We start from the raw sequence: 23,603 nt of genomic DNA, 5'->3' as shown, positions 1-23,603 counted from the left end.
ATGGGGCGAGGTGGAGGTAGCCGGTTGGAGCAGCCGGCCGGCGCCTCAAGAACGACAACGGAGTCTAGGTTATGACACAGCGAATTGCGTATGTAACGGGCGGCATGGGCGGCATTGGCACCAGCATTTGCCAGCGCCTGCACAAGGAAGGCTACAAGGTCATCGCGGGCTGCGGCCCGAATTCGCCGCGCCGCGCGAAGTGGCTCGACGAACAGAAGGCGCTCGGCTTCGACTTCATCGCGTCGGAAGGCAACGTCGGCGACTGGGAATCGACCAAGGCCGCGTTCGACAAGGTCAAGGCCGAAGTCGGCGAGATCGACGTGCTGGTGAACAACGCGGGCATCACGCGCGACGTGGTGTTTCGCAAGATGACGCACGAAGACTGGACCGCGGTGATCGACACCAACCTGACCAGTCTTTTCAACGTGACGAAGCAGGTGATCGACGGCATGGTCGAGCGCGGTTTTGGCCGCATCATCAACATTTCGTCGGTGAACGGGCAGAAGGGGCAGTTCGGCCAGACCAACTACTCCACTGCGAAGGCGGGCATTCACGGCTTCACGATGTCGCTCGCGCAGGAAGTGGCCACCAAGGGCGTGACGGTCAACACCGTGTCGCCGGGCTACATCGGCACCGACATGGTCAAGGCGATCCGTCCCGACGTGCTGGAAAAAATCGTCGCGACCATTCCGGTGCGCCGCCTTGGCCAGCCGGATGAAATCGGCTCGATCGTGGCGTGGCTTGCGTCGGACGAATCGGGTTTTGCCACGGGTGCGGATTTCTCGCTGAACGGCGGTTTGCATATGGGCTGAGCGAGCGGTGCGCCGCTCACGAGGCGGCGCGCCCCGCTCGGATGGTTCCGGCGGCGTTCCGGTTGCGCAAGTGCCCGATTGCGCAGCCGGCGCGCCGTCCGCGCTCTACTTGCGCTCAAAGGCGTTACATGACTACTACTACAAAGAAAGCAGCCGAACGACTGATCAAGAAATACCCGAATCGGCGGCTCTACGATACCGAGACAAGCACGTACATCACGCTGACGGATGTCAAACAGCTCGTGCTGGACCAGGAGGATTTCAAGGTTATCGATGCGAAGAGCAACGAGGACCTGACGCGCGCGATCCTGCTGCAGATCATTCTCGAGGAGGAAAGCGGCGGCTTGCCGATGTTCTCGTCGTCGATGCTCTCGCAGATCATCCGTTTCTACGGCCATGCGATGCAGGGCATGATGGGCACGTACCTGGAGAAGAACATCCAGGCGTTCATCGACATTCAGGCGAAGCTCGCCGACCAGTCGAAGAACCTGTACGAAGGCAAGGCGATGAATCCGGAGGTCTGGTCGCAGTTCATGAACATGCAGGCGCCGATGATGCAGGGCATGATGACGAGCTACATCGAGCAGTCGAAGAACATGTTCGTGCAGATGCAGGAACAGATGCAGAACCAGGCGAAGTCGATGTTTGCGACTTTCCCGTTCGGGCCGGGCGGCGGCAATGCCGCCGCGGCGCCCGCGAATCCGCAGTCCAATCCCGAGCCGGAGAAGAAGTAAGCGGGGCTTGCGGGGTCTGACGTTGCGGGCGGAATTTCGGGCCTTAGTTCCGGATCTGAAATCCGGACGTGAATTCCTGGTCTTGATTCTGGGCCTGAATTCCTGGCCTGCCCGGCTTGAATTCGCGGCCTGAATTCCCGGCCGGTTCCGCGGCGCCGCAGGCAAGGCCAGTCACGGCGCGAGCTGCGGTGTGAATCCGCCGTCGGTGCGGTACTGGTGGTGGCTTGCGCCAGGTGTGGGGCGCCGACATAGCAGGGTCGGCGGCGCGCGGTACAATAGCGGGTTGCGTGCGCGGCACGCCGGATCATTAGCGCGGGCGGTCGCAATAATGCGAGCCGGTTCGTTGACGGTCCGGTTGCCAGTGCGGTTGCCGGTCTTCGTTTCGGTTGCCGCGCTGTTACTGCGCTGTTGCCACGCAGTTGCCATGCCATTTTCACCCGTTGCCGCGCCGTCCCCGTCGCTTCCTTGTCGCCACGTCACCGCTATACGCCGGATTCACCTATGTCGCAGACCACGCCCTCCACTTCGCCCACGCCCTCCAGCCCGAAGGTCGGGTTTGTTAGCCTTGGCTGTCCTAAAGCCCTGGTCGACTCCGAGCAGATCATCACGCAGTTGCGTGCCGAAGGCTACGAAATCTCGGGCACCTACAACGGTGCGGACCTGGTGGTCGTCAATACCTGTGGCTTTATCGACGAAGCGGTGCAGGAAAGTCTCGACGCGATCGGCGAGGCGCTGAACGAAAACGGCAAGGTGATCGTGACCGGCTGCCTGGGCGCGAAAAAAAGCGCGAGCGGCTCGGGTCTGATCGAGGAAGTGCACCCGAAGGTGCTCGCCGTGACCGGCCCGCATGCGCTCGGCGAAGTCATGCAGCACGTGCACACGCATCTGCCGAAGCCGCACGATCCGTTCGTCGATCTGGTGCCGGCCGCAGGCGTGAAGCTCACGCCGCGTCATTACGCGTATCTGAAAATTTCGGAAGGCTGCAACCACCGCTGCACGTTCTGCATCATCCCGTCCATGCGCGGCGATCTCGTCTCGCGGCCGGTCGCTGAAGTGATGCTCGAAGCCGAAAATCTGTTCAAGTCGGGCGTGAAGGAGTTGCTCGTCATTTCGCAGGACACGAGCGCCTACGGCGTGGACGTCAAGTACCGCACCGGCTTCTGGAACGGCAAGCCGCTGAAAACGCGCATGACCGATCTGGTCGGCGCACTGGGCGAGCTCGCCGCGCAATACGGCGCGTGGGTGCGTCTGCATTACGTGTATCCGTATCCGAGCGTCGACGAAGTCATTCCGATGATGGCCGCCGGTCCCTACAAAGGCCACGTGCTGCCGTACCTCGACGTGCCGTTCCAGCACGCGCATCCCGAGGTGCTCAAGCGCATGAAGCGCCCGGCCAACGCCGAAAAAGTGATGGAGCGCGTCAAGGCGTGGCGCGAGATGTGCCCCGATCTGACGATTCGCAGCACGTTTATCGCAGGCTTCCCCGGCGAGACGGAAGAGCAGTTCGAAACGCTGCTCGACTTCATTCGCGAAGCCGAGCTGGATCGCGTCGGCTGCTTTGCGTATTCGCCGGTTGAAGGCGCGAGCGCAAACGAGCTCGACGGCGCGTTGCCCGACGAAGTGCGTGAGGAGCGTCGCGCGCGCTTCATGGAAGTGGCCGAGCAAGTGTCGGCCAAACGGATCGCGAAGAAGGTCGGCAAGACGCTCAAGGTGCTGGTCGACGAGACCAATGCGGACGGCGGCATCGGCCGCACGGCCGCGGACGCGCCGGAGATCGACGGCGTCGTGTACATCGCGCCGGCCGCGAAGGCTTCGAAGCGCTACAAGGTCGGCGACTTCGTGTCGGTCAAGATCACCGGCGCCGACGGCCACGACCTGTGGGGCGAGGTCTGAGCGATGACGGCGAGCACGTCCGCTAACCCGGAGATCCTCGCGCTCGGCGAGGCGATGATCGAGTTCAATCAGTCGGCGAAAGACGAGCCGAACTATCTGCAAGGCTTTGGCGGCGATACGTCGAACTTCTGCATCGCGGCGGCGCGGCAAGGCGCGCGCACCGGCTTCGTGTCCGCGGTCGGCGCGGATCATTTCGGCCGGCTGCTGATCGATCTGTGGGAGCGCGAGCAGGTGGACACCTCGCTTGTGCGCGTCGATCCGCATGCATCCACGGGCGTCTATTTCGTCTCGCATGGTCCGGATGGACACGCGTTCGACTATCTGCGGGCGGGCTCCGCAGCAAGCCGCTATGCGCCGCGCGATTTGCCGCTCGATGCGATTGCCGCGGCCAAAGTCGTGCACCTTTCCGGCATCAGCCTCGCGATCAGTCTGAGCGCCTGCGACGCGGCGCTCGAAGCCATCGCCCATGCCCGCGCCAATGGCGTGCGCGTGAGTTTCGACACCAATCTGCGACTGAAGCTATGGCCGCTCGCCCGGGCGCGCGCGGTGATGCTCGAAGCGATCCGGCAAACCGACATCTGCCTGCCGAGCTGGGACGACGTCACCGAACTCACCGGCTTGACAGGCCGCGACGAGATCGTCGACTTTCTGCTGTCGCTCGGCCCGCGCGTGGTCGCCCTGAAGCTCGGCAAGGAAGGTTCGTATATCGCGACGCCGCACACGCGCCGCGTCGTGCCTGGCCACGCGGTGAATGCCGTGGATGCCACCGGCGCGGGCGACTGCTTCGGCGGCGCATTTATCGCGCGGCTCGTCGCGGGCGACGATCCGTTCGAGGCGGCGCGTTATGCGAACGTCGCCGCGGCGCTCTCCACGCAGGGCTATGGCGCCGTTGCGCCGATCCCCTCGGGCGCGGCGGTCGAACGGATTCTGGCGGGCTGAGCGTCGCGCGACCCCGCACGGCGAGACGGCGCGCGCAGCAGGAAACCATCTGGACAGACTGAAAAGGAGCGAGCGATGCAACGCGACGTAGTGGTGGTAAGCGGTGTACGTACGGCAATCGGCGGTTTCGGCGGGAGTCTGAAGGATTTTGCACCGACCGAGCTGGGCGCTCGGGTCGTGCGCGAGGCGCTCGCGCGCGCCAAGGTACCCGGCGACGAAGTCGGTCACGTGGTGTTCGGCAACGTCGTGCATACAGAGCCGAAGGATATGTATCTGGCACGCGTCGCCGCAATCAACGGCGGCGTCGCGCAGCACACGCCCGCACTCACGGTGAACCGCCTGTGCGGCTCGGGCCTGCAGGCCATCGTGTCGGCTGCGCAGAGCATTCTGCTCGGCGACGCCGACATTGCGATCGGCGGCGGCGCGGAAAACATGAGCCGCGCGCCTTACTCGATGCCCGCTGCGCGCTTCGGTCAACGCATGGGCGACGCGCGCCTAGTCGACATGATGGTCGGCGCGCTGAACGATCCATTCCAGTCGATCCACATGGGCGTCACGGCGGAAAACGTCGCGCGCAAGTACGAGATTTCGCGCGAAGCACAGGACGCACTCGCGCTCGAATCGCATCGCCGCGCGGCTCAGGCCATCGCGAACGGCTACTTCAAGGAACAGATCCTGCCGATCACGATTGCGTCGAGAAAGGGCGAAGTTGTTTTCGACACGGACGAGCATCCGCGCCTGAACGCCACGGCGGAAGATTTTTCGAAGCTCAAGCCGGTGTTCGCGAAGGAAAACGGCACGGTAACAGCCGGCAACGCATCGGGCATCAACGACGCGGCGGCGGCTGTCGTGCTGATGGAGCGCGGCGTGGCCGAACAGCGCGGCATCCAGCCGCTCGCGCGGCTCGTGTCCTACGCGCATGCTGGCGTCGATCCGGCGTACATGGGCATCGGCCCGGTGCCGGCGAGCCGCAAGGCGCTCGAACGCGCCGGACTGACGGTCGCCGACCTCGACGTGATCGAGGCCAACGAAGCGTTTGCCGCGCAAGCGTGTGCGGTCAGCAAGGAACTCGGCTTCGACCCGGCCAAGGTCAACCCGAACGGCTCGGGCATTTCGCTCGGCCATCCGATCGGCGCGACGGGCGCGTTGATTACCGTGAAGGCGCTGTATGAGCTGCAGCGCGTCGGCGGGCGCTATGCGCTCGTCACGATGTGCATCGGCGGCGGGCAGGGCATTGCGGCGATCTTCGAGCGGATCTGAAGCGCGTATCGCGCGCGGCAAGCTGGACAAGTCATGAGGAAGAACGGATGCAGGAACTGAAATCGGTGGAAGGGGTGGCGCGCCGGCACGGCGTCATGGTGACCAGCATTGCCGCACTGCTCTATGCAGGCGCGGTGGCTTTCTTCCCCAGCGTGGCGCTCGCGCAAAGCGACGCAGTCAAGGAGCTTGCCGCGCCCCCGCCGATTCAGTTGCCGCTCAAGCCGAGCCCCGAGTTCGCGAAATTTCCGCGCTACAGCGGCACGCTCGGCTCGCGTCAGATCGTGCTGCGTCTGGGCGCCAAGACGGACGACGCGGCGGGCGTGCACGGCGAGTATCAGTTCGCCGACACAGGCGAAGTGATCCTGATCGCCGGCGACCGTGACGGCGATACGCTGGAAGTCGAAGAGTCGAACGACGGCACGCATATCACCGGCAACTGGGTCGGCAAATTCGCCGCGGACGGCTCACTCGCGGGCGAGCGCATGAATGTCGACGATTCCGACCCGCAACCATTCGACCTCAAGCCGCTTGCACCAGGACAAGCATTGCCGCCGGCCGCGGCAGCGAAGGCGGCGAACGGGGCGAAGGCGGGGGCCGTGCCCGCATCGCCATCAGCGCATCAATCGTCGCAAGCACCTCAATCGTCCCAAGCGCCCCAACCGGCGCGCGCAGCGGGCGGCGGTCAGCCGGTCGGCGGCGTGAGCAACCTGCAAACCGGCGAGTGATCGCGCGTCGGTCCCGCCAGGCGCGCGGCTTTGCATGGCGGCGAGGCGAACCTCTGCCGGCTCGTCTACTCTTGCGTGAACTACTCTTTGCGTGAACGGCGCGGCGCGGTCCGCGCTTCGCATCGTCTTTCTTCAACGACTTCGACATGACCCAATCCAAACTCAAACGGGCTTTGCAAACGCGCATCGTGCACCCGCAGGACCAACTCACGCCTGGCTTCGAGTCTTTCTCGATGCCGGTCACGCGTGCCTCGACGGTGGTCTTTCCGGACCTCGCGACCATGCGCGCACTGGACTGGAAAAACGACGCCCAGTGGCGTTACGGCCTGCACGCCACGCCGACTTCGCTGGCACTCGCGCAGCGCCTTGCCGCGCTCGAAGGCGGCAATCACGCGCTCTTGCAGCCGTCGGGTCTGTCGGCGATTTCCAACGTGTACTTTGGGCTCGTCAAAGCCGGCGACGACGTGCTGATACCGGACAACGTCTATTCGCCGAACCGCGATCACGGCGACTGGCTCGCACGCGATTTCGGCGTGACGGCGCGTTACTACGATCCGATGATCGGCGCGGGCATTGCCGAGCTGATCCAGCCGAACACGCGGCTCATCTGGCTGGAAGCGCCAGGCTCGGTCACGATGGAAGTGTCCGATGTGCCCGCGATCGCCGCCGCCGCGCGCGCGCGCAACGTGGTGACGGCAATCGACAACACCTGGTCGGCGGGCCTCGCTTTCCGGCCGTTCGATCACGGCGTGGACATTTCGGTGCAGGCGCTGACGAAGTATCAGTCCGGTGGCGGCGACGTGCTGATGGGCGCCACGATTACCGTGGACCGCGAACTGCATCTGAAGCTGAAGGCGGCGCGCATGCGCATGGGTCTCGGCGTTTCGTCGGATGACTGTTCGCTGATTCTGCGCAGCCTGCCGACCATGCAGGTGCGCTTCCAGCAGCACGACCGCTCGGCGCTCGCGCTTGCGCAATGGCTGAAGACGCGGCCGGAAATCGCGGCGGTGCTGCATCCCGCCATTGCCGACTGTCCGGGCCACGAGTTTTTCAAGCGCGACTTCACGGGTGCGGGCGGGCTGTTCTCCGTGGTGTTCGACGCGCGCTACAGCGCGGCGCAAATCGACCGGTTCTGCGAATCGCTCGAGCTCTTCGCAATCGGCTGGAGCTGGGGCGGCGCGCATAGCCTCGTCATGCCGTACGACATCGCGTCGATGCGTAGCGCAGCGAAATGGCCGCATCGCGGCACGCTCGTGCGGTTCTACGTTGGTCTGGAAGAAGAAGCGGATTTGCGCGCGGACATCGAACAGTGCCTCGCGCTGCTTGCTTAAAGAGCGGTGGATCGGCGACGCAGTCGTGCGCTGGCGCGTTCAACTGCGTTGCGTATTACGCCTCGAAGAGGCGCAGCAGTCCGTCGAGCCCCACGTAATTGAACGCGACGCTGGCCGCTTCGCGCACGACCGGCTTCGCACGGAACGCGACCGACAGTCCCGCCTGCGCCATCATCTTCAGATCGTTGGAGCCGTCGCCCATGGCAATTGCACGCGACGGTTCGATACCCAGTTGCGCACAGGTCTCGCGCAGCGTGCGGGCTTTCACATCCGCATTGACTATCTCGCCGAGCACCTTGCCGGTCAGCTTGCCGTCGACAATTTCTAGCGTATTCGCACGCGTGAAGTCGAGGCCGAGCCGCCGCTTCAGTTTCTCGGTGAAGAAGTTAAAGCCGCCCGACACCAGCAGCGTCTTCAGTCCCGCTTGTCTCGCGCCCGCGAGCATGCGCTCGGCGCCCGGCGAGAGTTGCAGCCGCTCTTCGTACACGCGTTCGAGTGCGCTCGCGTCGAGCCCTTTCAGCAACGCGACGCGGCGCGTCAGGCTTTCGTTGAAGTCTTTGATCTCGCCGCGCATCGCAGCTTCGGTGATCGCGGCGACTTCCGCTTTCAGACCGCAAAAGTCGGCGATTTCGTCGATACACTCGATGGTAATCAGCGTGGAGTCCATGTCCATTGCCACGAGCCCGAAGTCGCTCAGCTTGCGGCCGGCTTCGACAAACGCGTAGTCCAGGCCATGGGTGCCGCAGTACACGTCGAGGTCGGGGCGCTGCGCGGGGTCGGCGTCGGCGATGCGGATCGCGGTTGCGTCGACGGCCGTGGCCTGCGAGCCGCGCGCGAGCGCGACGAGCGTTTTGTGGTGAGTGGCGGAAAGAGGCGTGGGGCTTTGGATGACGAGGTTCATGAACGACGCATTGACGCAGGAATTGACGCAGAAACCGACGCGAGGACCAATGAAAGGACTCACGCAAGGACTCACGCGCGACGGCGCTCGACGGCGCGGATCCACGGCGCGCGCGGAAAATCCCGCTATTGTAACGGCTCGCGCCGGTGCAATCCGCGCACGCGCCATTCATACTGACAAAACGAACATTGGAGACAACGCATGCCTACCGCGACCGCCGACGATCCAGCCGTTCTCGCGCGAGACTTCGATCTGCGCGATCTGAGCCCCGGGTTCTACGCGAACCCATACCCGGTCTACCACGCGCTGCGTACTCACGAGCCGGTCAAGCGCATGCCGGACGGTTCGCTCTTCCTCACGCGCTTTCGCGACGTGCAGGCCGTCTACCGCGACCCGAAAACCTTCAGCTCCGACAAGACCGTCGAGTTCCGCCCCAAGTATGGCGACTCGCCGCTCTACACGCATCACACCACGAGCCTCGTATTCAACGATCCGCCACGCCATACGCGTGTGCGCAAGCTGATTGCCGGAGCGCTCACGGCACGCGCGATCGCGGCCATGGAGCCGGGTCTCGTGCGGCTCGTCGACGGCTTGCTGGACGCCGCGGCCGAGCGCAAACGCATCGACCTGATCGGCGACTTCGCGTCGGCCATTCCGGTGGAGATCATCGGCAATCTGCTCGACGTGCCGCATGCTGAGCGCGCACCGTTGCGCGACTGGTCGCTCGCGATTCTCGGCGCGCTCGAACCGTCGCTCACCCCCGCGCAATTCGAACGTGGCAACCGCGCTGTCAGCGAGTTCGTCGACTATTTGCGCGATCTCGTTGCGCGGCGCCGGCGCAAGCCGGGCGATCCGCAGCACGACGTGCTGACGCGCCTGATTCAGGGCGAGGCAGGCGGCGAGCAATTGTCGGAAGAAGAACTGCTGCAGAACTGCATCTTCATACTCAACGCAGGCCACGAAACCACCACCAACCTGATCGGCAACGGCCTCGTCACGCTGACTGAATGGCCGGATCAGCGCGCGGCCTTGCTCGCGGAGCCTGGGTTGATCGAATCGGCCGTGGAGGAATGCCTGCGTTTCGAGAGTTCGAATCAACTCGGCAACCGCATGACGACTGTCGACACCGAAATCGGCGGCTTGCCGGTTGCGCGCGGCACGCCGATTACGCTGTGCATCGGCGCGGCCAATCGCGATCCCGAGCAGTTCCCGGAGCCCGATCGCTTCCACATTCGCCGTGAGCCGAACCGGCATCTCGCTTTCGGCTTCGGCATTCATCAATGCGCCGGTCTTTCGCTCGCGCGGCTCGAAGCGCGGATTGCGATCGGCCGTTTCGTGCAGCGCTTTCCCGCGTATCGGCTCGACGGGGACCCGGTACGCGGCGGACGCGTGCGGTTTCGCGGCTTTGCCGAGGTTCCGCTGCTTTGCGCGTGAAGTGCCGATGTGGCGGCATGGGGGGCGCTCGAGGTGCCGATGATCCAACATTGATGTCCGCGTCACGCGTCGGCGATGCGGCGTTGATGCGGCATCGATGCGCGCTCGACTCGGCGCTCGAAGTGGCGTAGCGGCCATGGAAGCGGCAATCGGAGCGGCCATCGTCGCGGCAATCGGAGCGGCAAGCGAAGTGGCAATTGAAGCGGCACTCGTAGCGGCAATCGAAGTAACGATCAAAGCAACACCTGCAATGCGCCGGACTCCGTAGTTTTTGCCGCCCTCATGCAAGACTTACAGCGCGACGCGCGCGGCACGCAAGCGGCTCGCGCCGCGCGTTGCCGCCAAGCCGTGGCACGCTTGCTGCTTCGTCATGGGTCTTAGGCCCAGGGGAGCGCACGATGGCACATATGATCTGGAAAGGCGCGATCAGCTTCGGCCTTGTCCACGTACCGGTGCAGCTGTATCCGGCCACCCGGTCGGAGAAGGTCGGCTTCAATCTGCTCGACAAACGCACGATCGACCCGGTCGGCTACAAGCAGATCAACAAACGCACCGGCAAGGATGTGACGCGCGATAACATCGTGCGCGGCTTCGAATACGAGAAGGACAAGTACGTGGTCCTGACCGACGAGGAGATTCGCGCGGCCAATCCCGAATCCACGCAGACCGTGGACATTCTGGCTTTCGTCGACGCGCCCGACATCTCGTTCCTGTATCTGGACACGCCGTACTTCCTCACGCCGGATCGCAAGGGCGAAAAGGTCTATGCGCTGCTGCGCGAGGCGATGAAATCGTCGGGCAAGGTCGGCGTGGCAAGCGTCGTCCTGCACAACAAGCAGCATCTGGCCGCGCTGATTCCGGTCGGGCCGGTGCTTGCGCTGAACACGCTGCGCTGGGCCGAGGAAGTGCGCGATTTCGACGAATTCAAGCTGCCTGCCGAAGGCGCCAAGGCCGCGGGCGTCAGCGCGCGCGAGCTGGACATGGCGCAAAAGCTGATCGACGACATGAGCGATACGTGGGATCCGTCGAAGTATCACGACACGTTCCGCGACGACATCATGGCGCTCGTCGATCGCAAGGTCCGCGAAGGCAAGACTGAGGAAATCACCGACATCGAGGCGCCGCGCGAAGCGCGTCAATCCGCCGACATTCTCGATCTGTCCGACCTGCTCAAACGCAGCTTGGGGCGGGGCAAGAACAAGCCTGCGTCGGGCTCGCGCAAGCGTGCCGCAGACGACGAAGCCGACGACGGGAATGCCGATGCCGAAGACGACGGCGGTTCGACGCCCGCGCGCAAAAAACCGCGAACCGCGCGTTCGACGGGCTCCGCCCGCACGTCGCGTAGCAGCAGCGGCAGTAGCAGCGGTGGCCGGGCCGCGACCAAGTCGACGACGGCGGCACGCAAGCGCCGCGCGGCGGCCTGACGAAGCGACGCATGGGCAATGGAAACGGCAGCGTCTGCGACGGCGCGCGGCATCGTGCATCGCGCATCGAACAGTGCACCCGGCACGGCACGGCGCGCTGCGCGGACGCAAGCGTGCACGCGTCCGACCGCTGGAACCACAGGAGCGAGGCGCGCCGATAACGCGCCGCAAACCATCGCTCATCTGAACCCGATGGAACCCGCGCCATGAACGACCGACTCGACCTGTACAACCGCAAGCGCCGTTTCGACGAAACGCCGGAGCCCGCGGGCACCCGCCCGGCGAAGAAACGCGGCGGCCGTGGCGCGGCGCACCCCGAGGCGGCTGAGGGACTCTCGTACGTGATCCAGGAGCACCACGCGCGGCGTCTGCATTACGACTTCCGGCTCGAACTGAACGGCGCGCTGCTCTCGTGGGCGGTGCCGAAGGGCCCGTGTCTCGATCCGTCGGTCAAGCGCCTTGCGGTGCATGTGGAAGACCATCCGGTCGAATACGGCAGCTTCGAAGGCGAGATTCCGCCTGGCAATTACGGCGCGGGCACAGTAATCGTATGGGACCGCGGCACCTGGGAGCCGCTCGGCGGACCAGCCGAGGCGGCGCGCGCCTATCGCGCCGGCAAGCTCAAGTTTCATTTGCATGGCGAGAAGCTGCACGGCGGCTGGACACTCGTGCGCAGCCACATGCGCGGCAACGCGGACAAGGAGCAGTGGCTCCTGATCAAGGAACGCGACGACGAGGCGCGCGACGAAAGCGAATACGACATTCTCGCTGAACGGCCCGGCAGCGTGCTGGGCGGCGAGTCCGCGCCTGCCAAGGCGAAGGGGAAGGCCAAGGGCGGCAGCCGCGCCGCAACCGGAAAAAGCCAGATGGCTTCGGTGCGTGGCGACCCGAAGCGCCCCGACATCGTGGCAACGCGCAGCAACGAGTCGCTGCGCGAACTCGCCGCATCGCCGGCTATAGAGGGGGCGGTGAAAGCGCGCCTGCCTGCCGCGCTCAAGCCGCAACTGGCGACGCTCGTCGACGCCACGCCGCCCGGCGACGACTGGGCGTACGAGATCAAGTTCGACGGCTATCGCGTGCTGGCCCGCATCGACGCGAGTGCGAAAGGCCACGGCGTGCAGGTGTTCACGCGTGCGGGCAACGACTGGACCGCCAGGTTCAGCCGGCAGGTGAAAGCGTTCGGGCAACTGGGACTGGAGAGCGCGTGGCTCGACGGCGAAGCCGTGGTGCTCGACGAGAACGGCGTGCCGAGCTTCCAGGCGCTGCAGAACGCGTTCGACTCCAACCGGCCGCAGGACATTGTCGTGTATCTGTTCGACGTGCCGTTTCTGAACGGCTACGACTTGCGCGGCGTGCCGCTGCAACAGCGCCGCGCGATTCTGCGCGCGCTTCTCGAGCCGGTCGACGACAGCGTGCTGAGATTTTCGAACGATTTCGAATTCAGCGCCGACGACCTGCTGAAAAGCGCGTGCGACATGGCGCTCGAAGGCATCATCGGCAAGCGGCGCGACAGCGGCTATGTGTCCGGCCGCTCGGCGACGTGGATCAAGCTGAAGTGCCGCCGCCGTCAGGAGTTCGTGATTGGCGGCTATTCGGAACCGTCGGGCAGCCGCGCGGCGTTCGGCGCGCTGCTATTGGGCGTGCATGACAGCAAAGGCAAGCTGCAGTATGCAGGGCGCGTCGGCACAGGATTCGACGCTGCGTTGCTGCGCTCGGTGAAGAAGGAACTCGACGCGCATGAGACGAAGCGCATGCCGTTCGCGAGCCCGCCGCGTGAGCGCAGCCGCACGCCGGTGCATTGGGTGGAGCCGGTGCTGGTCGCCGAATGTAATTTTGCCGAATGGACGAGCGACGGCATCGTGCGCCAGGCGTCGTTCGTGAGTCTGCGCAAGGACAAGCCGGCGCGCCAGATCGTCAAGGAAGCACCACGAAAAGGGGACGACGTGCAACAGCAAACCGATATCGAAGCCGACACCGCGCCGAAGAAACCTGCGGCGCGCAGCAAGGGGACAGGCAAAACGGCAGCCGCGACAGCTGACGAACTCGCGGAAGGAACCGCTGAAAAAAACGTTAGGAAGCCAGTTAAACCCGCGGCTAAATCCGCGGCTAAACCCGCGGCGAAAGCAGCGGCGAAATCCGGCGCAGCGGCGAAGCAGACCGCCGCGAGCGACACTGAGAACGACACTGAGAACGACACCCACGCGCAGTCCCCCGCGTCGCGGTCCAGAAAATCGGCGTCGCCTGCGGAAGTCGCCGGGGTTCGCATATCGCATCCGGACCGCGTGATCGACAAGAGCACCGGCGCGCGCAAGATCGACCTCGTGCAGTACTACGAATCAGTTGCGCAATGGATGTTGCCTCATCTCGCCGACCGGCCAGTGTCGCTCGTGCGTGCGCCCGAGGATATCGGCGGCGAACTGTTTTTCCAGAAGCACACACAGAAACTTTCGATCCCCAACATCACGCAGCATCCCGGGCTCGATCCGGGGCATCCTCCGCTCATCACGGTGGATAGCGTCAAGGCGCTGGTCGGTGCGGCGCAGATGGGCACCATCGAATTTCACACGTGGAACGGCGTGGCGTCGAATATCGAAAAGCCCGATCGCGTCGTATTCGATCTGGACCCGGACCCGTCGCTTGGCTGGGAGCGAATGATCGAGGCCGCGCTGCTGACACGCACGCTGCTCGAGGAACTCGGGCTCACGTCGTTCTGCAAGACGAGCGGCGGCAAGGGCCTGCACGTCGTCGTGCCGCTCGCGAAACACGCGGGCTGGGACGAAGTGAAGGGGTTCTCGCAGGCCGTCGCGCAGCACATGGCAAGCACGTTGCCTAAATACTTCAGCGCGAAGATGGGCGCGCAGAATCGCAAGCAGAAGATCTTCGTCGACTATCTGCGCAATAACCGCGGCTCGAGCACGGTCGCGGCGTTTTCGGTGCGGGCGCGGCCGGGGCTCGGCGTTTCGGTGCCGCTCGCGTGGGACGAAGTCGCGCAGACCACGGGCGGCGATCAGTGGAACATCAGGAACCTGCACGAGCGCCTCGCCCAATTGAAGAGCGACCCGTGGGCCGAGTATCCGAAGACGCGTCAGCGCATTACGGCGGCCATGAGAAAGCGCCTGAGCGGCGAATAGCGGCGCATCAAGCGCCCACTGAGGCACGAAAATGTACTGAGCGATACGCAGGGTACGTGCACGCACATAGGTCGCAGACGGCACAGAGGCCGCAGAGGACACAGATGAGCGCGACGGCCCATCGACCCCCGTGGCGGCACACATCTGCCGGACAACTTCAGGCAAACCAGGAGCACGCTATGACTATGAAGAGCACACCGCAATCGTCGGACGGCGACAAGAGCGCTGATCCGCATGCACCGAAAGACCCGCACTCGTTGCAGGAAACAGCCGCGCCGCTGCCGCACGAGAACGACCAGAACCCGGTGTCGCAGGACGACGAAGATCCACGGCGCATCGGCAAACAGGCGCACAGCGACGTCGAACGCGGACTCAAGGACACGGACCGCCGCGGCGGTGGGGAATACCAGGAAAAAACGCAGAACGATGCGCACGCCGACATCAATTCGGACGGGAAAGCGTCCGGTTCGAAGAGTGAGGAGGGCTGATTCGCGCCGCCTATTCGGCTCTTGGCTCTTGCGAACGGCGGCGCCCGTAGCCCGGTACTCAACGGCGCCGCATGGCGGCAGCAAAGTCCCGAACCCGCTGGCCGCCGCACGGCGTCGCCAAATCCCCGACCCAGGCGAGCGGCATCGCGATGCACACCGACCGTTGCGCGACACTCAAGCCGGGTCGGCGTCCCAATAAGGCGGGTCGCCGAAATGCCCGGCGAGAAAGTCAATGAAGGCGAGCGTCTTCGGCGGCACGAACGCGCGGCTGGGATACACCGCCCAGATCGCCACTTTCTCCGCAAGCGGATAGCTGTCGAGCACGCTGACCAGTTCGCCGCTGCGCAGAAACGGCGCCACGTCCCATGTCGATTTGAGCGCTATGCCAAAGCCCGCGAGCAGCGCATCGCGGATCACTTCGCCGTTGTCGGTGACGAGGCGCCCGCTCACGCGCACATCCAGCGTGCCGGCGGGCGTCTCGAACGCCCAGTCGCGCTGGTCCGACAGAATCATGCATTCGTGCTGCGCGAGGTCCGACGGATGATGCGGCGTGCCGCGCTCCGCCAGATACGAAGGGGCCGCGCACAGCACGCGCCGGTTCAACGCAAGCCGTCGCGCGACTAGCGACGAATCCTTCAATACGCCGATGCGGATTGCGACGTCGATACCGGCGTCGACGAGATCAATAACCTGATCGGTCAGCCGCAAATCGACGCTCACGCCGGGATAGCGGCGCAAGAATTCGCTGATGACAGGCGACACGTGCTGCCGCCCGAACGACGACGGCATCGACACCCTCAAGCGACCCTGCGGCTCCGCTTGCCCCCGGCCCACCGAGGCACGCGCTGCGGCGGCTGCATCGAGCAGCGCTTCGGCGCGCGTCATGAACACTTCGCCGTCCTGCGTGAGACTGATGCGGCGCGTGGTGCGATGAAGCAGGCGCGCGCCAAGCAGCTTCTCCAGTTGCGCGATGCGCGAACTCGCGACCGCCGCCGACAAGCCGAACTCCCGTCCCGCCGCCGACACGTTCGCAAGCAGCGCGGCCCGCACGAACAGGGCGACGTCGAGCAGGTCGAGGCGCTCGCGCTCGCCGGCGGCCGAACGCGCATCGCGCGGTGTTGAGGAGCCAGGGTCCATTCTTCTGGAAATCAAAAATATGTTTCAGAGATTATGCCGGTTTTATCGTAATAAGAGACGGCTTACCATCACTTCAACCGACCGGCAAAGCTGCCAGATACGGCACGCAGGGCCTGGGCGAAAGCCCGGGCCCATGCCGCCGGTCGCCGGATCGAACCGATACCCGAACCTGAACAGACCAAGGAGCCTGAAAAATGAAAGCAGTCGGCCTCTATCGCTATTTGCCTATCGACAACGAAGAAGCGCTGATCGACGTGGACATTCCGCAACCCGAAGCCACCGGCCGCGATCTGCTGGTGAAGGTGGAAGCCATCTCCGTGAATCCGGTCGACACCAAGGTGCGCGCGCCCAAAGACACCGTCGAAAGCGAGCCGCGCGTGCTGGGTTGGGACGCCGCCGGCACGGTGGTCGCGGTGGGCCCGGAGGTCACGCTCTTCAAGGTCGGCGACCCCGTCTTCTATGCGGGCAGCATCACGCGGCCGGGCGCGAATAGCGAATTCCACCTGGTCGACGAGCGCATTGTCGGACGCAAGCCGGCCTCGCTCGATTTCACGCACGCGGCGGCCTTGCCGTTGACCGCGATCACCGCGTGGGAAGCGTTGTTCGACCGCCTCGGCGTCTCGCCGCAAGGCGCGCATGAAGGCCGCACGGTGCTGATCGTGGGCGGGGCGGGCGGCGTCGGCTCCATCGGCATTCAACTGGCCAAACAGCTCGCAAAGCTCAAGGTGATAGCCACCGCGTCGCGCCCGGAGTCGGCGAAATGGGCGACCGAGCTGGGCGCGGATCATATCGTCGATCATTTCGGCGACATGCCGGCGCAACTGAAGAAACTCGGCATTGGTCAGGTCGACTACGTGCTGATTTTCAACGACACGGACAACAACTTCCCGGCCGCGGCCGAAGTGGTGAAGCCGCAGGGCGGCATCTGCACGATCGTCGAGAACAGCAAGCCGGTGCCCGTCGAACTGCTGAAGGCAAAGAGCGCCGCGTTCCACTGGGAGTTCATGTTCACGCGTTCTATGTTCGGCACGCCCGACATGATCGAGCAGCACAAGCTGCTGACCGAGGTGGCGCGGCTCGTGGACGGCGGCATCTTGCGCACGACGGTCGGGCAGAATCTCGGCGCGATCAATGCCGCGAACTTGCGCCGCGCGCATCGCCTGCTGGAGGAAGGGCGCGCGATCGGCAAGCTCGTGTTGACCGGCTTCTGATAAAAGCCGGCAGCGCAAGCGGGGTAACACCCGATGCCGCGCAGGCGCGCGCGGCATCGCTTGGCGGTAGACTGGTGGCGCATCATGCCAAAGCGGTTGCGTGTCTCGCGTCCGCTGCCGGCTGCCGCAGGCTCGACGCGTGAACCTGTGCGCGGGGCGGCTCGTGCGGGCATGCAGCGGCACAACAACGAGGTGACAGTATGAGCTCCAGCTTCAAACTCTCCGCCGTTCCGGTTGTCGCTTCTCTCGCTTGCGCGCTGTCTTGCGGCATGCTCGCGCCGGCCGCGCAGGCGGCCACGCCCATTACCGTGACGTCGCAATCGGCGCTTGACGGTCCGATTCGCTACACCGTTCGCGTCACGTCGAAACAGTTCGGCAATTCGCAGGAAACCCGCACGATCCGCTCGGGCCAGTCCGACGACTTCACCTGGAAGACCGTGCCGCCTGGCGGCGCCGTTCCCGTAACCGATGCATGCCCGAACTATGCGTCGCTGCCGCTCGACGCCAACGGCGCGATGATCCGGCAGACGCAGATACGTCTTGCGCCGGTGGTCGGCGAGGACGGTACGGCGACCGTGCAACTGAGCTTCCAGGCGCACAAGCCGGACGGCACGAAGAACGTCACGGTCAATGGAAAATCGCTCAAGTGTCCGAACGATGTCAGCCTGAGCCAGGTGCTGCGCTTCACGATGCCGGTGAACGGCAGCACGAAAACGTTGACGCTCAGCGACGGTACGACTGTGGCGATCAGCGCGAAAAGGTGAGGCGGAACTGATGGGCTGCTGAGCTGCTGCGGAATGGCGCAAGCGCGGAAGCGTGGCAGCGTGGCAGCGCAGAACCGCAGAACCGCAGAACCGCACAACCGGCCCAATCGTCCACTTCCCCGGCTTGCTTCCCCGCGCGGCTCAGCGCCGCGCGGCGGAGCGTTCGACAAGCCGCGCGGACAGAAACCGGTGCTCCGCCGAAAAGAGCCGCCGATAAGTGAGCAGCACCGCGCCCACCGTTCCGAGCGCCGACGCAGCCGCAATCAGGAACATGATCACGATCTGGTAGCGCACCGCCTGCAGCGGCGACTGACCGGCCAGCACCTGGCCGGTCATCATGCCCGGCAGGCTCACCACGCCGACCACCGCCATCTGGTTCAGCGTCGGCATCATGCCCGCGCGCACGGCCTGACGCGCCGGTGCCTGCGCGGCTTCCCAGCGGGTCGCGCCGAGCGCGAGCGCCATATCCACGCGGTCGCGCCGCGCAGTCAGTTCCTCGGTCATGCGCTCGATGCCGAGCGATACGCCCGTCAGCGTGTTGCCCAGAATCATGCCGAGTATCGGAATCGCATACTGCGGCTCGTACCACGGATGTATACGGATCACGACAAAGAGGCCGACCGCGGCCACGAGCCACGAACTGACCCAGATGGACAGTACGCTGTCCGCACGTTGTCCCCGGTAGGTGCGGCTGCCGCGTTGCGCGCCCGCGAAGCCGGCGATCAGCGTCATCACGATCATCAACGGCAGCACGACGAACCAGTGGTCGTAGCGAAACACCCAGCCGAGCACATAGCCGATGGCGAGCAACTGCACGACGGTACGCACCGCGGCCCATGCGAGCTTGCGTTCCAGATCGAGCTTCAATGCGACCGACACCGCGCCGTTCACGACGATCAGCAGCGCCGCAATCGCGACATCCCACAGACTCAGGTTTTGCAATGTCATCGGCCGGACTCTCTGCGGGTGGAGACGAGGGCGGGTTCATCGAGCGTGCCCGCGCGCATGCTCAGATGCCGCTCGCTCATGCGTGCGGCTTGCGCAGGATCGTGCGACACCCAGATCGATGCGCGAGCGCCGCGTGCGGCGTCGAACCAGGCGCGCACGAGAGCCTCGATGGCGTGCGACGATTCGGGATCGAGCGAAGCGGTGGGCTCGTCGAGCAGCAGCACCGGCGGCGCGAGTTGCAATACGCGAATGAGCGCGGTGATCTGCGCTTCGCCACCAGAGAGTTCGCTTGCCTGCTTGTCGAGGAAGTCGCCGCCGCGGCCCGCCTGGGCGATAAGGCTCGCGGCGTGGGCGCGATCGAAGCGCACGTCGCGATAGGCACGCAACTCGAACGGATAACGCAGGTTGTCTTCAACGGTGCCGTCGAGCAGCGCGGGACGCTGCCGGATATACGCGACATTGCGCCTGTACGCCGGAATCGCAGCCCGGCTCACGGGCGCTCCACGCCACAGGATGGCGCCGGCATCGAGCGGATCGAGCAGCGCCAGCGCGCGCAGGAACACGCTTTTGCCGGAACCCGACGGTCCGGTGATGGCCACGCGCTCGCCCGCATTGAGCGCGAAGCGGGTGGACTGCAACAGCGTCTGGCCGCGTAAGGCGTCGCGCCGGACGATGCCGTCGGCAAGAACAAGGGGAGGCTGAGTCATGAAAACGAAGGAGGCGCGCAAGGGGATGAGCGATGCAGCATGATAGGGGCAACAGCGTAGCCGCGCATCCGGCCAGCGGGCACAAGATCTGCTGAACGACCCACAACCAAGAAAAACTCGCGGGAGCGTTTGATGGCAGGGTCGAGCACAATCGGAAGACGGATCGGCAAAATCGTCGCATGGATCGTGGCGATTATCGTGATTCTCGTGATTGCGCTCACGGTATTCATCCTGACCTTCGACTGGAACCGCGCCCGCCCTTACGTCAACGACAAGGTCACGCAGGCCATCGGCCGCCAGTTCACGATCAACGGCGACCTGCGGGTCGGCTTGCGTCATCCGGTCGGCGAAACGGGCTGGAAAAGCTGGGTGCCGTGGCCGCGCTTTTCGGCGGCGAATATCACCATTGCCAACCCGGACTGGGCGAAGCGCCCGCAATTCGCGACCCTCGACGAAATCGACTTCCAGGTGAAGGTGCTGCCGCTGCTCGCGCACGACATCGTGATTCCGGCGATCAACCTCGTGAATCCCTCGGTCGATCTCGAACGTATGATGGATGGCCGCAACAACTGGACGTTCGAGCTTCCGAAGTCGAAGACGCCGTCGCAATGGAAGCTGCAGTTGCATGACATCGTGTTCGCGAAGGGCAACATTGCGCTTTCCGACGAACAGAAGAAAGTCGACGCGCAAATCGTGGTCGACACGCTCGGCCAGCCAATACCGATCGGCGAGGCGTTGAAGCAGCAGGAACAGGCATCGCGCAAGGCATCGGCCGAGGCGGTCGGCAAGGAAGGCGCGAAGAAGCTCAGCGCGCAGGCGGATGCGCAGGCGGCGTCGGCGGCCTCGGCTGCTGCGGCGGCCGCGGCCTCCGGGGCGTCGTCGACGGACATTCATGCGTCCGGCACCACGGCGGCCACGGGCGCTTCGGGCGGGCTCGTCGCAGGCGGCTCGAAGGGCGCAAGCGCAGTGACAGGCGCAAGCGGCGCGGCGCTCGCATCGGCGTCGGGCGCACCGGGCGCGAGCGCAGCCGGCGTGGTCGGCGGGACCAGCGACGCAAGCGGAACCAGCGGAACGAGCGGAGCGAGCGCCACCACGGCGGCCAACGGCCGCCCGCGCGACATCCCGCCTTACGCGATTGGCTGGACCCTCAAAGGCACGTACAACAAGACGCCGGTCTCGGGCAGCGGCAAGGTGGGCGGCGTGCTCGCGCTGCAGGACGCGAACCGGCCGTTTCCCGTGCAGGCGGACGTCAAGGCGGGCGATCTGCATGTGGGGCTCGTGGGCACGATCACCGACCCGGCGCATCTGGCCGCCGTCGACCTGCGCCTGTGGGTGCAGGGCAGCAGCATGGCAAAGCTTTATTCGCTGACGGGCGTGACCTTGCCCGACACGCCGCCTTACGCCACCGAAGGACGCTTCGTCGGCCAGTTCAAGACGACCGGCAACGTGTTCAAGTATGAAAACTTTACAGGCCGTGTAGGCGGCAGCGACCTGAACGGCTCGCTCATCTACACCGCGCGTCAGCCGCGCCCGCTGCTGCAAGGCGAACTCGAGTCTCGTCTGCTGCAGTTCTCCGACCTCGCGCCTGTGATAGGCGCCGACTCCAACGCGAGCAAGGCCAAGCGTGGCGATGGAACGATGCAGCCGTCGAACAAGGCATTGCCGGTCGAGGAATTCCGCACCGACCGTTGGAAGGCGATCGACGCGGACGTGAAGTTCACCGGCCGGCGCATCGTCAAGAACGCCGATCTGCCGATCACCGATCTGTATACGCACATTGTGATGACCAACGGCGTGCTGTCGCTCGAGCCGCTGAAGTTCGGCGTGGCCGGCGGCACGCTCGCTTCCAACATTCATCTGGACGGCAGCGGCGCGCCGCTCAAGGCGCGCTTTGCGACCTCGGCGCGGCATCTGAAGCTGAAGCAGCTGTTCCCCAACTTCAAGACGATGCAGGACGCGCTCGGCGAAATCAACGGCGACGCCGCGCTCACCGCAACGGGCAATTCGCCGGCCGCGCTCGCCGCGACCTCCAACGGCGAGGTGAAGGCGCTCGTCACGGAAGGCACCGTGAGCCGTCTTCTGATGGAAGCCGCCGGTCTGAACGTGGCCAACGTGGTCTACGAGAAGCTGTTCGGCAATCGCGACGTGAAGATCAACTGCGCGGCCGCCGACTTCGTCGCGACCGACGGCGTACTCGAGTCGCGGGTGTTCGCGCTCGACACGGACGACGCGGTGATCGACATCGACGGCCACGTCAACATGCGCGACGAAACGATGGACCTCGGCGTTCATCCGCACACGAAGGGCTTCCGCGTGTTTTCGCTGCGCTCGCCGCTGTACGCGAAGGGCACGTTCAAGAATCCGCATGTCGGTGTGAATGCCGCCGCACTCGCATTGCGCGGCGGCGCGGCAGTGGGCCTCGGTCTGGTCAATCCGTTTGCCGCGCTGCTGCCCTTGCTCGCGCCGAGCAACAACAAGCCGTTGCCGTGTGCCCAGTTGCTGTCGCAGGTGCGTCAGGCGCCGAAGGCGCCGCCGCCTGGCACCAAACAGCCGCCCAAGCCCGCCATTTCCCTCGAGGGCGCGCCGGTCAACAAGCGCTCCTCGGCGGGAGCCGCGGCTTCGGCGCCCGCGTCCGCATCCGCACCGGCCGGTCGCAAGGCAGTCCCTGCGTCGCCGGCGAGCGCAGCTGAATACAAGGGAAGCTGATGCACTTGTTCAGCGCAGACTCGTTAAGCTGGATGTTTGGCGGCGGCCTTTCCTTTGTCTTTCTATGGCTGATCAGCGTGCCTTCAACCTGACCGCGGCTGGGAAAGCAGGCGGGCCGCTGGCGTAGCGAGGGTATCGCGGGGGGATCGCCGCGTGGTGTCAGCGCGGCGGGACGCGCACCAGGCGGAACGCAAACGAGGCGAAACTCAAACGCTCAAACGAGGCGGAGCGTGAACCAGGCGGAACCCGCCTGGGGCGATTGGATTCCGGCGTGATGAAGGCGTAGGGAAACGAAAAACGCGGCGCCTACATGCGCCGCGTTTCCGTTGAAAACCCGCACGCCTATCGTAACGAGCGCGGTGTGGCGTCGCCCGCTGCGTCCTGCCGCCGAACCCCGCGACGTGCGCCCACACGTGTCGCACCGAATTCGGTCAGAATCCTGCCGCGAGCGCGGCTTGCGAAGACAAGAAAGCCGAAGCCGTCGGCTTCATACCAGTAACCGCCGTTCTCGAGCCCGTCGAGCGGTTGTTCCAGTGCATTGGTAATGGATTCGATGCAGCGCCGCCGCAATTCCGCCGCAGCCGGATAGGGCGGATGCGCGCCGCGCACGCTGCACAGAAGCACGTCGAGTCCGGGCAACACGTGCGCATAAAGAACCGGCTCGTCTTGGGCCCGAGCTCGCGCGATCTTGGTGTCGAGTTGACCGAAGGGCTTGAAATGCCGCAGTACCGCGAGGAACGACTCATCGCCGTCCACCTTCGCGCGTCTACGCTTTTTCGGGAAGGACATAAAAATTCGCCTGAAAAAGAATTGCAAGAAACGCAGCGTCCTCATGCGACAACTCCCGGCTTCGCGCGCCGCACGTCGATCTTTTATAGCATACGACAAGGCCGGATTCACGATGATTCGACTATCCCGCCGTCTCACCGCTTCCCGCACGAATCATGCCGAACCGCCTCGCCGCGCGCTTTCGCATTCCAGCACATCTGACTCCATCATAGACGCACGACGCGCGGAAAAAACATCTTGCACCAATAAAAAAGTCATTTTTATGTGGG

Annotated in this window: 19 protein-coding genes; 14 read left to right on the top strand and 5 right to left on the bottom strand. The window is 64.8% G+C overall.

Annotation, left to right across the window (positions count from 1 at the left end; all coding sequences use genetic code 11):
• Positions 1-71 precede the first annotated feature (71 nt).
• The 7 genes from JNB89_RS09905 to JNB89_RS09875 all read left to right on the top strand — a co-directional run bounded on the left by JNB89_RS09905 (position 72) and on the right by JNB89_RS09875 (position 7,694).
• A complete protein-coding gene (locus JNB89_RS09905; protein ID WP_013339138.1) occupies positions 72-812 on the top strand; it encodes a 3-ketoacyl-ACP reductase in 741 nt (246 codons plus the stop codon).
• 128 nt (positions 813-940) lie between these two features.
• The gene (phaR, locus tag JNB89_RS09900) at positions 941-1,546 is read left to right on the top strand and encodes a polyhydroxyalkanoate synthesis repressor PhaR (RefSeq protein WP_013339139.1); all 606 of its coding nucleotides are present in this window, start codon (positions 941-943) and stop codon (positions 1,544-1,546) included.
• A gap of 501 nt (positions 1,547-2,047) precedes the next feature.
• The gene (gene rimO, locus JNB89_RS09895) at positions 2,048-3,439 is read left to right on the top strand and encodes a 30S ribosomal protein S12 methylthiotransferase RimO (protein WP_013339140.1); all 1,392 of its coding nucleotides are present in this window, start codon (positions 2,048-2,050) and stop codon (positions 3,437-3,439) included.
• Positions 3,440-3,442: 3 nt separating this feature from the next.
• Entirely contained in the window at positions 3,443-4,378 is a 936-nt protein-coding gene (locus tag JNB89_RS09890) for a sugar kinase (RefSeq protein ID WP_013339141.1), read from the top strand.
• 75 nt (positions 4,379-4,453) lie between these two features.
• Positions 4,454-5,638: a beta-ketothiolase BktB gene (gene bktB / locus JNB89_RS09885; RefSeq protein WP_220362070.1), complete on the top strand. Its 1,185-nt coding sequence runs from the start codon at positions 4,454-4,456 to the stop codon at positions 5,636-5,638.
• Positions 5,639-5,685: 47 nt separating this feature from the next.
• Complete coding sequence (locus tag JNB89_RS09880) at positions 5,686-6,363, top strand: hypothetical protein (RefSeq protein ID WP_220362069.1); 678 nt, start codon at positions 5,686-5,688, stop codon at positions 6,361-6,363.
• A 146-nt stretch (positions 6,364-6,509) separates the two neighbouring features.
• A complete protein-coding gene (locus tag JNB89_RS09875) occupies positions 6,510-7,694 on the top strand; it encodes a cystathionine beta-lyase (protein WP_220362068.1) in 1,185 nt (394 codons plus the stop codon).
• Positions 7,695-7,749: 55 nt separating this feature from the next.
• On the opposite strand, the gene serB is transcribed toward JNB89_RS09875, so the two are convergent.
• Positions 7,750-8,595 carry a phosphoserine phosphatase SerB gene (serB, locus tag JNB89_RS09870; protein WP_220362067.1) on the bottom strand — a complete coding sequence of 282 codons (846 nt, stop codon included), beginning with the start codon at positions 8,593-8,595 and terminating at the stop codon, positions 7,750-7,752.
• Positions 8,596-8,796: 201 nt separating this feature from the next.
• Between serB and JNB89_RS09865 the strand changes: the two genes are divergently transcribed.
• From JNB89_RS09865 to JNB89_RS09850, 4 genes are all read left to right on the top strand, one after another.
• Positions 8,797-10,029, top strand: a complete 1,233-nt coding sequence (locus tag JNB89_RS09865; RefSeq protein WP_220362066.1) for a cytochrome P450 — start codon at positions 8,797-8,799, stop codon at positions 10,027-10,029.
• Between the two features lie 398 nt (positions 10,030-10,427).
• Positions 10,428-11,453, top strand: a complete 1,026-nt coding sequence (locus JNB89_RS09860) for a Ku protein (protein WP_013339148.1) — start codon at positions 10,428-10,430, stop codon at positions 11,451-11,453.
• Positions 11,454-11,659: 206 nt separating this feature from the next.
• Positions 11,660-14,584, top strand: a complete 2,925-nt coding sequence (ligD, locus tag JNB89_RS09855; protein ID WP_220362065.1) for a DNA ligase D — start codon at positions 11,660-11,662, stop codon at positions 14,582-14,584.
• 185 nt (positions 14,585-14,769) lie between these two features.
• Positions 14,770-15,072, top strand: a complete 303-nt coding sequence (locus tag JNB89_RS09850; RefSeq protein ID WP_041728021.1) for a hypothetical protein — start codon at positions 14,770-14,772, stop codon at positions 15,070-15,072.
• A gap of 174 nt (positions 15,073-15,246) precedes the next feature.
• On the opposite strand, the gene JNB89_RS09845 is transcribed toward JNB89_RS09850, so the two are convergent.
• Complete coding sequence (locus tag JNB89_RS09845) at positions 15,247-16,209, bottom strand: LysR family transcriptional regulator (RefSeq protein ID WP_220362064.1); 963 nt, start codon at positions 16,207-16,209, stop codon at positions 15,247-15,249.
• A 194-nt stretch (positions 16,210-16,403) separates the two neighbouring features.
• Between JNB89_RS09845 and JNB89_RS09840 the strand changes: the two genes are divergently transcribed.
• Both JNB89_RS09840 and JNB89_RS09835 read left to right on the top strand, forming a co-directional pair.
• On the top strand, positions 16,404-17,420 hold the full coding sequence (locus tag JNB89_RS09840; RefSeq protein ID WP_135893594.1) for a zinc-binding alcohol dehydrogenase family protein: 1,017 nt from the start codon (positions 16,404-16,406) through the stop codon (positions 17,418-17,420).
• A 200-nt stretch (positions 17,421-17,620) separates the two neighbouring features.
• Entirely contained in the window at positions 17,621-18,184 is a 564-nt protein-coding gene (locus JNB89_RS09835; RefSeq protein ID WP_220362063.1) for a DUF6013 family protein, read from the top strand.
• A gap of 141 nt (positions 18,185-18,325) precedes the next feature.
• Here the strand turns inward: JNB89_RS09835 and JNB89_RS09830 are convergent, their stop codons facing one another.
• Both JNB89_RS09830 and JNB89_RS09825 read right to left on the bottom strand, forming a co-directional pair.
• Entirely contained in the window at positions 18,326-19,132 is an 807-nt protein-coding gene (locus tag JNB89_RS09830) for an ABC transporter permease (RefSeq protein ID WP_220362062.1), read from the bottom strand.
• Positions 19,129-19,839, bottom strand: a complete 711-nt coding sequence (locus JNB89_RS09825; protein WP_220362061.1) for an ABC transporter ATP-binding protein — start codon at positions 19,837-19,839, stop codon at positions 19,129-19,131. Before JNB89_RS09825 ends, JNB89_RS09830 begins: the two co-directional genes overlap by 4 nt.
• A gap of 132 nt (positions 19,840-19,971) precedes the next feature.
• Here JNB89_RS09825 and JNB89_RS09820 point away from each other — a divergent pair, with 132 nt between their 5' ends.
• Positions 19,972-22,545: an AsmA family protein gene (locus JNB89_RS09820; protein WP_220362060.1), complete on the top strand. Its 2,574-nt coding sequence runs from the start codon at positions 19,972-19,974 to the stop codon at positions 22,543-22,545.
• 342 nt (positions 22,546-22,887) lie between these two features.
• On the opposite strand, the gene JNB89_RS09815 is transcribed toward JNB89_RS09820, so the two are convergent.
• Positions 22,888-23,379, bottom strand: coding sequence for a hypothetical protein (locus tag JNB89_RS09815; RefSeq protein WP_013339158.1), 492 nt, complete (start codon positions 23,377-23,379; stop codon positions 22,888-22,890).
• Between the last annotated feature and the right edge of the window lie 224 nt (positions 23,380-23,603).

The organism is Paraburkholderia phenoliruptrix, assembly GCF_019511605.1.
In the GTDB taxonomy this organism is placed as follows: Bacteria; Pseudomonadota; Gammaproteobacteria; order Burkholderiales; family Burkholderiaceae; genus Paraburkholderia; species Paraburkholderia phenoliruptrix_A.
Note: the sequence above shows the minus strand (reverse complement) of the source record. Positions and strands in the feature narration are given on the sequence as shown.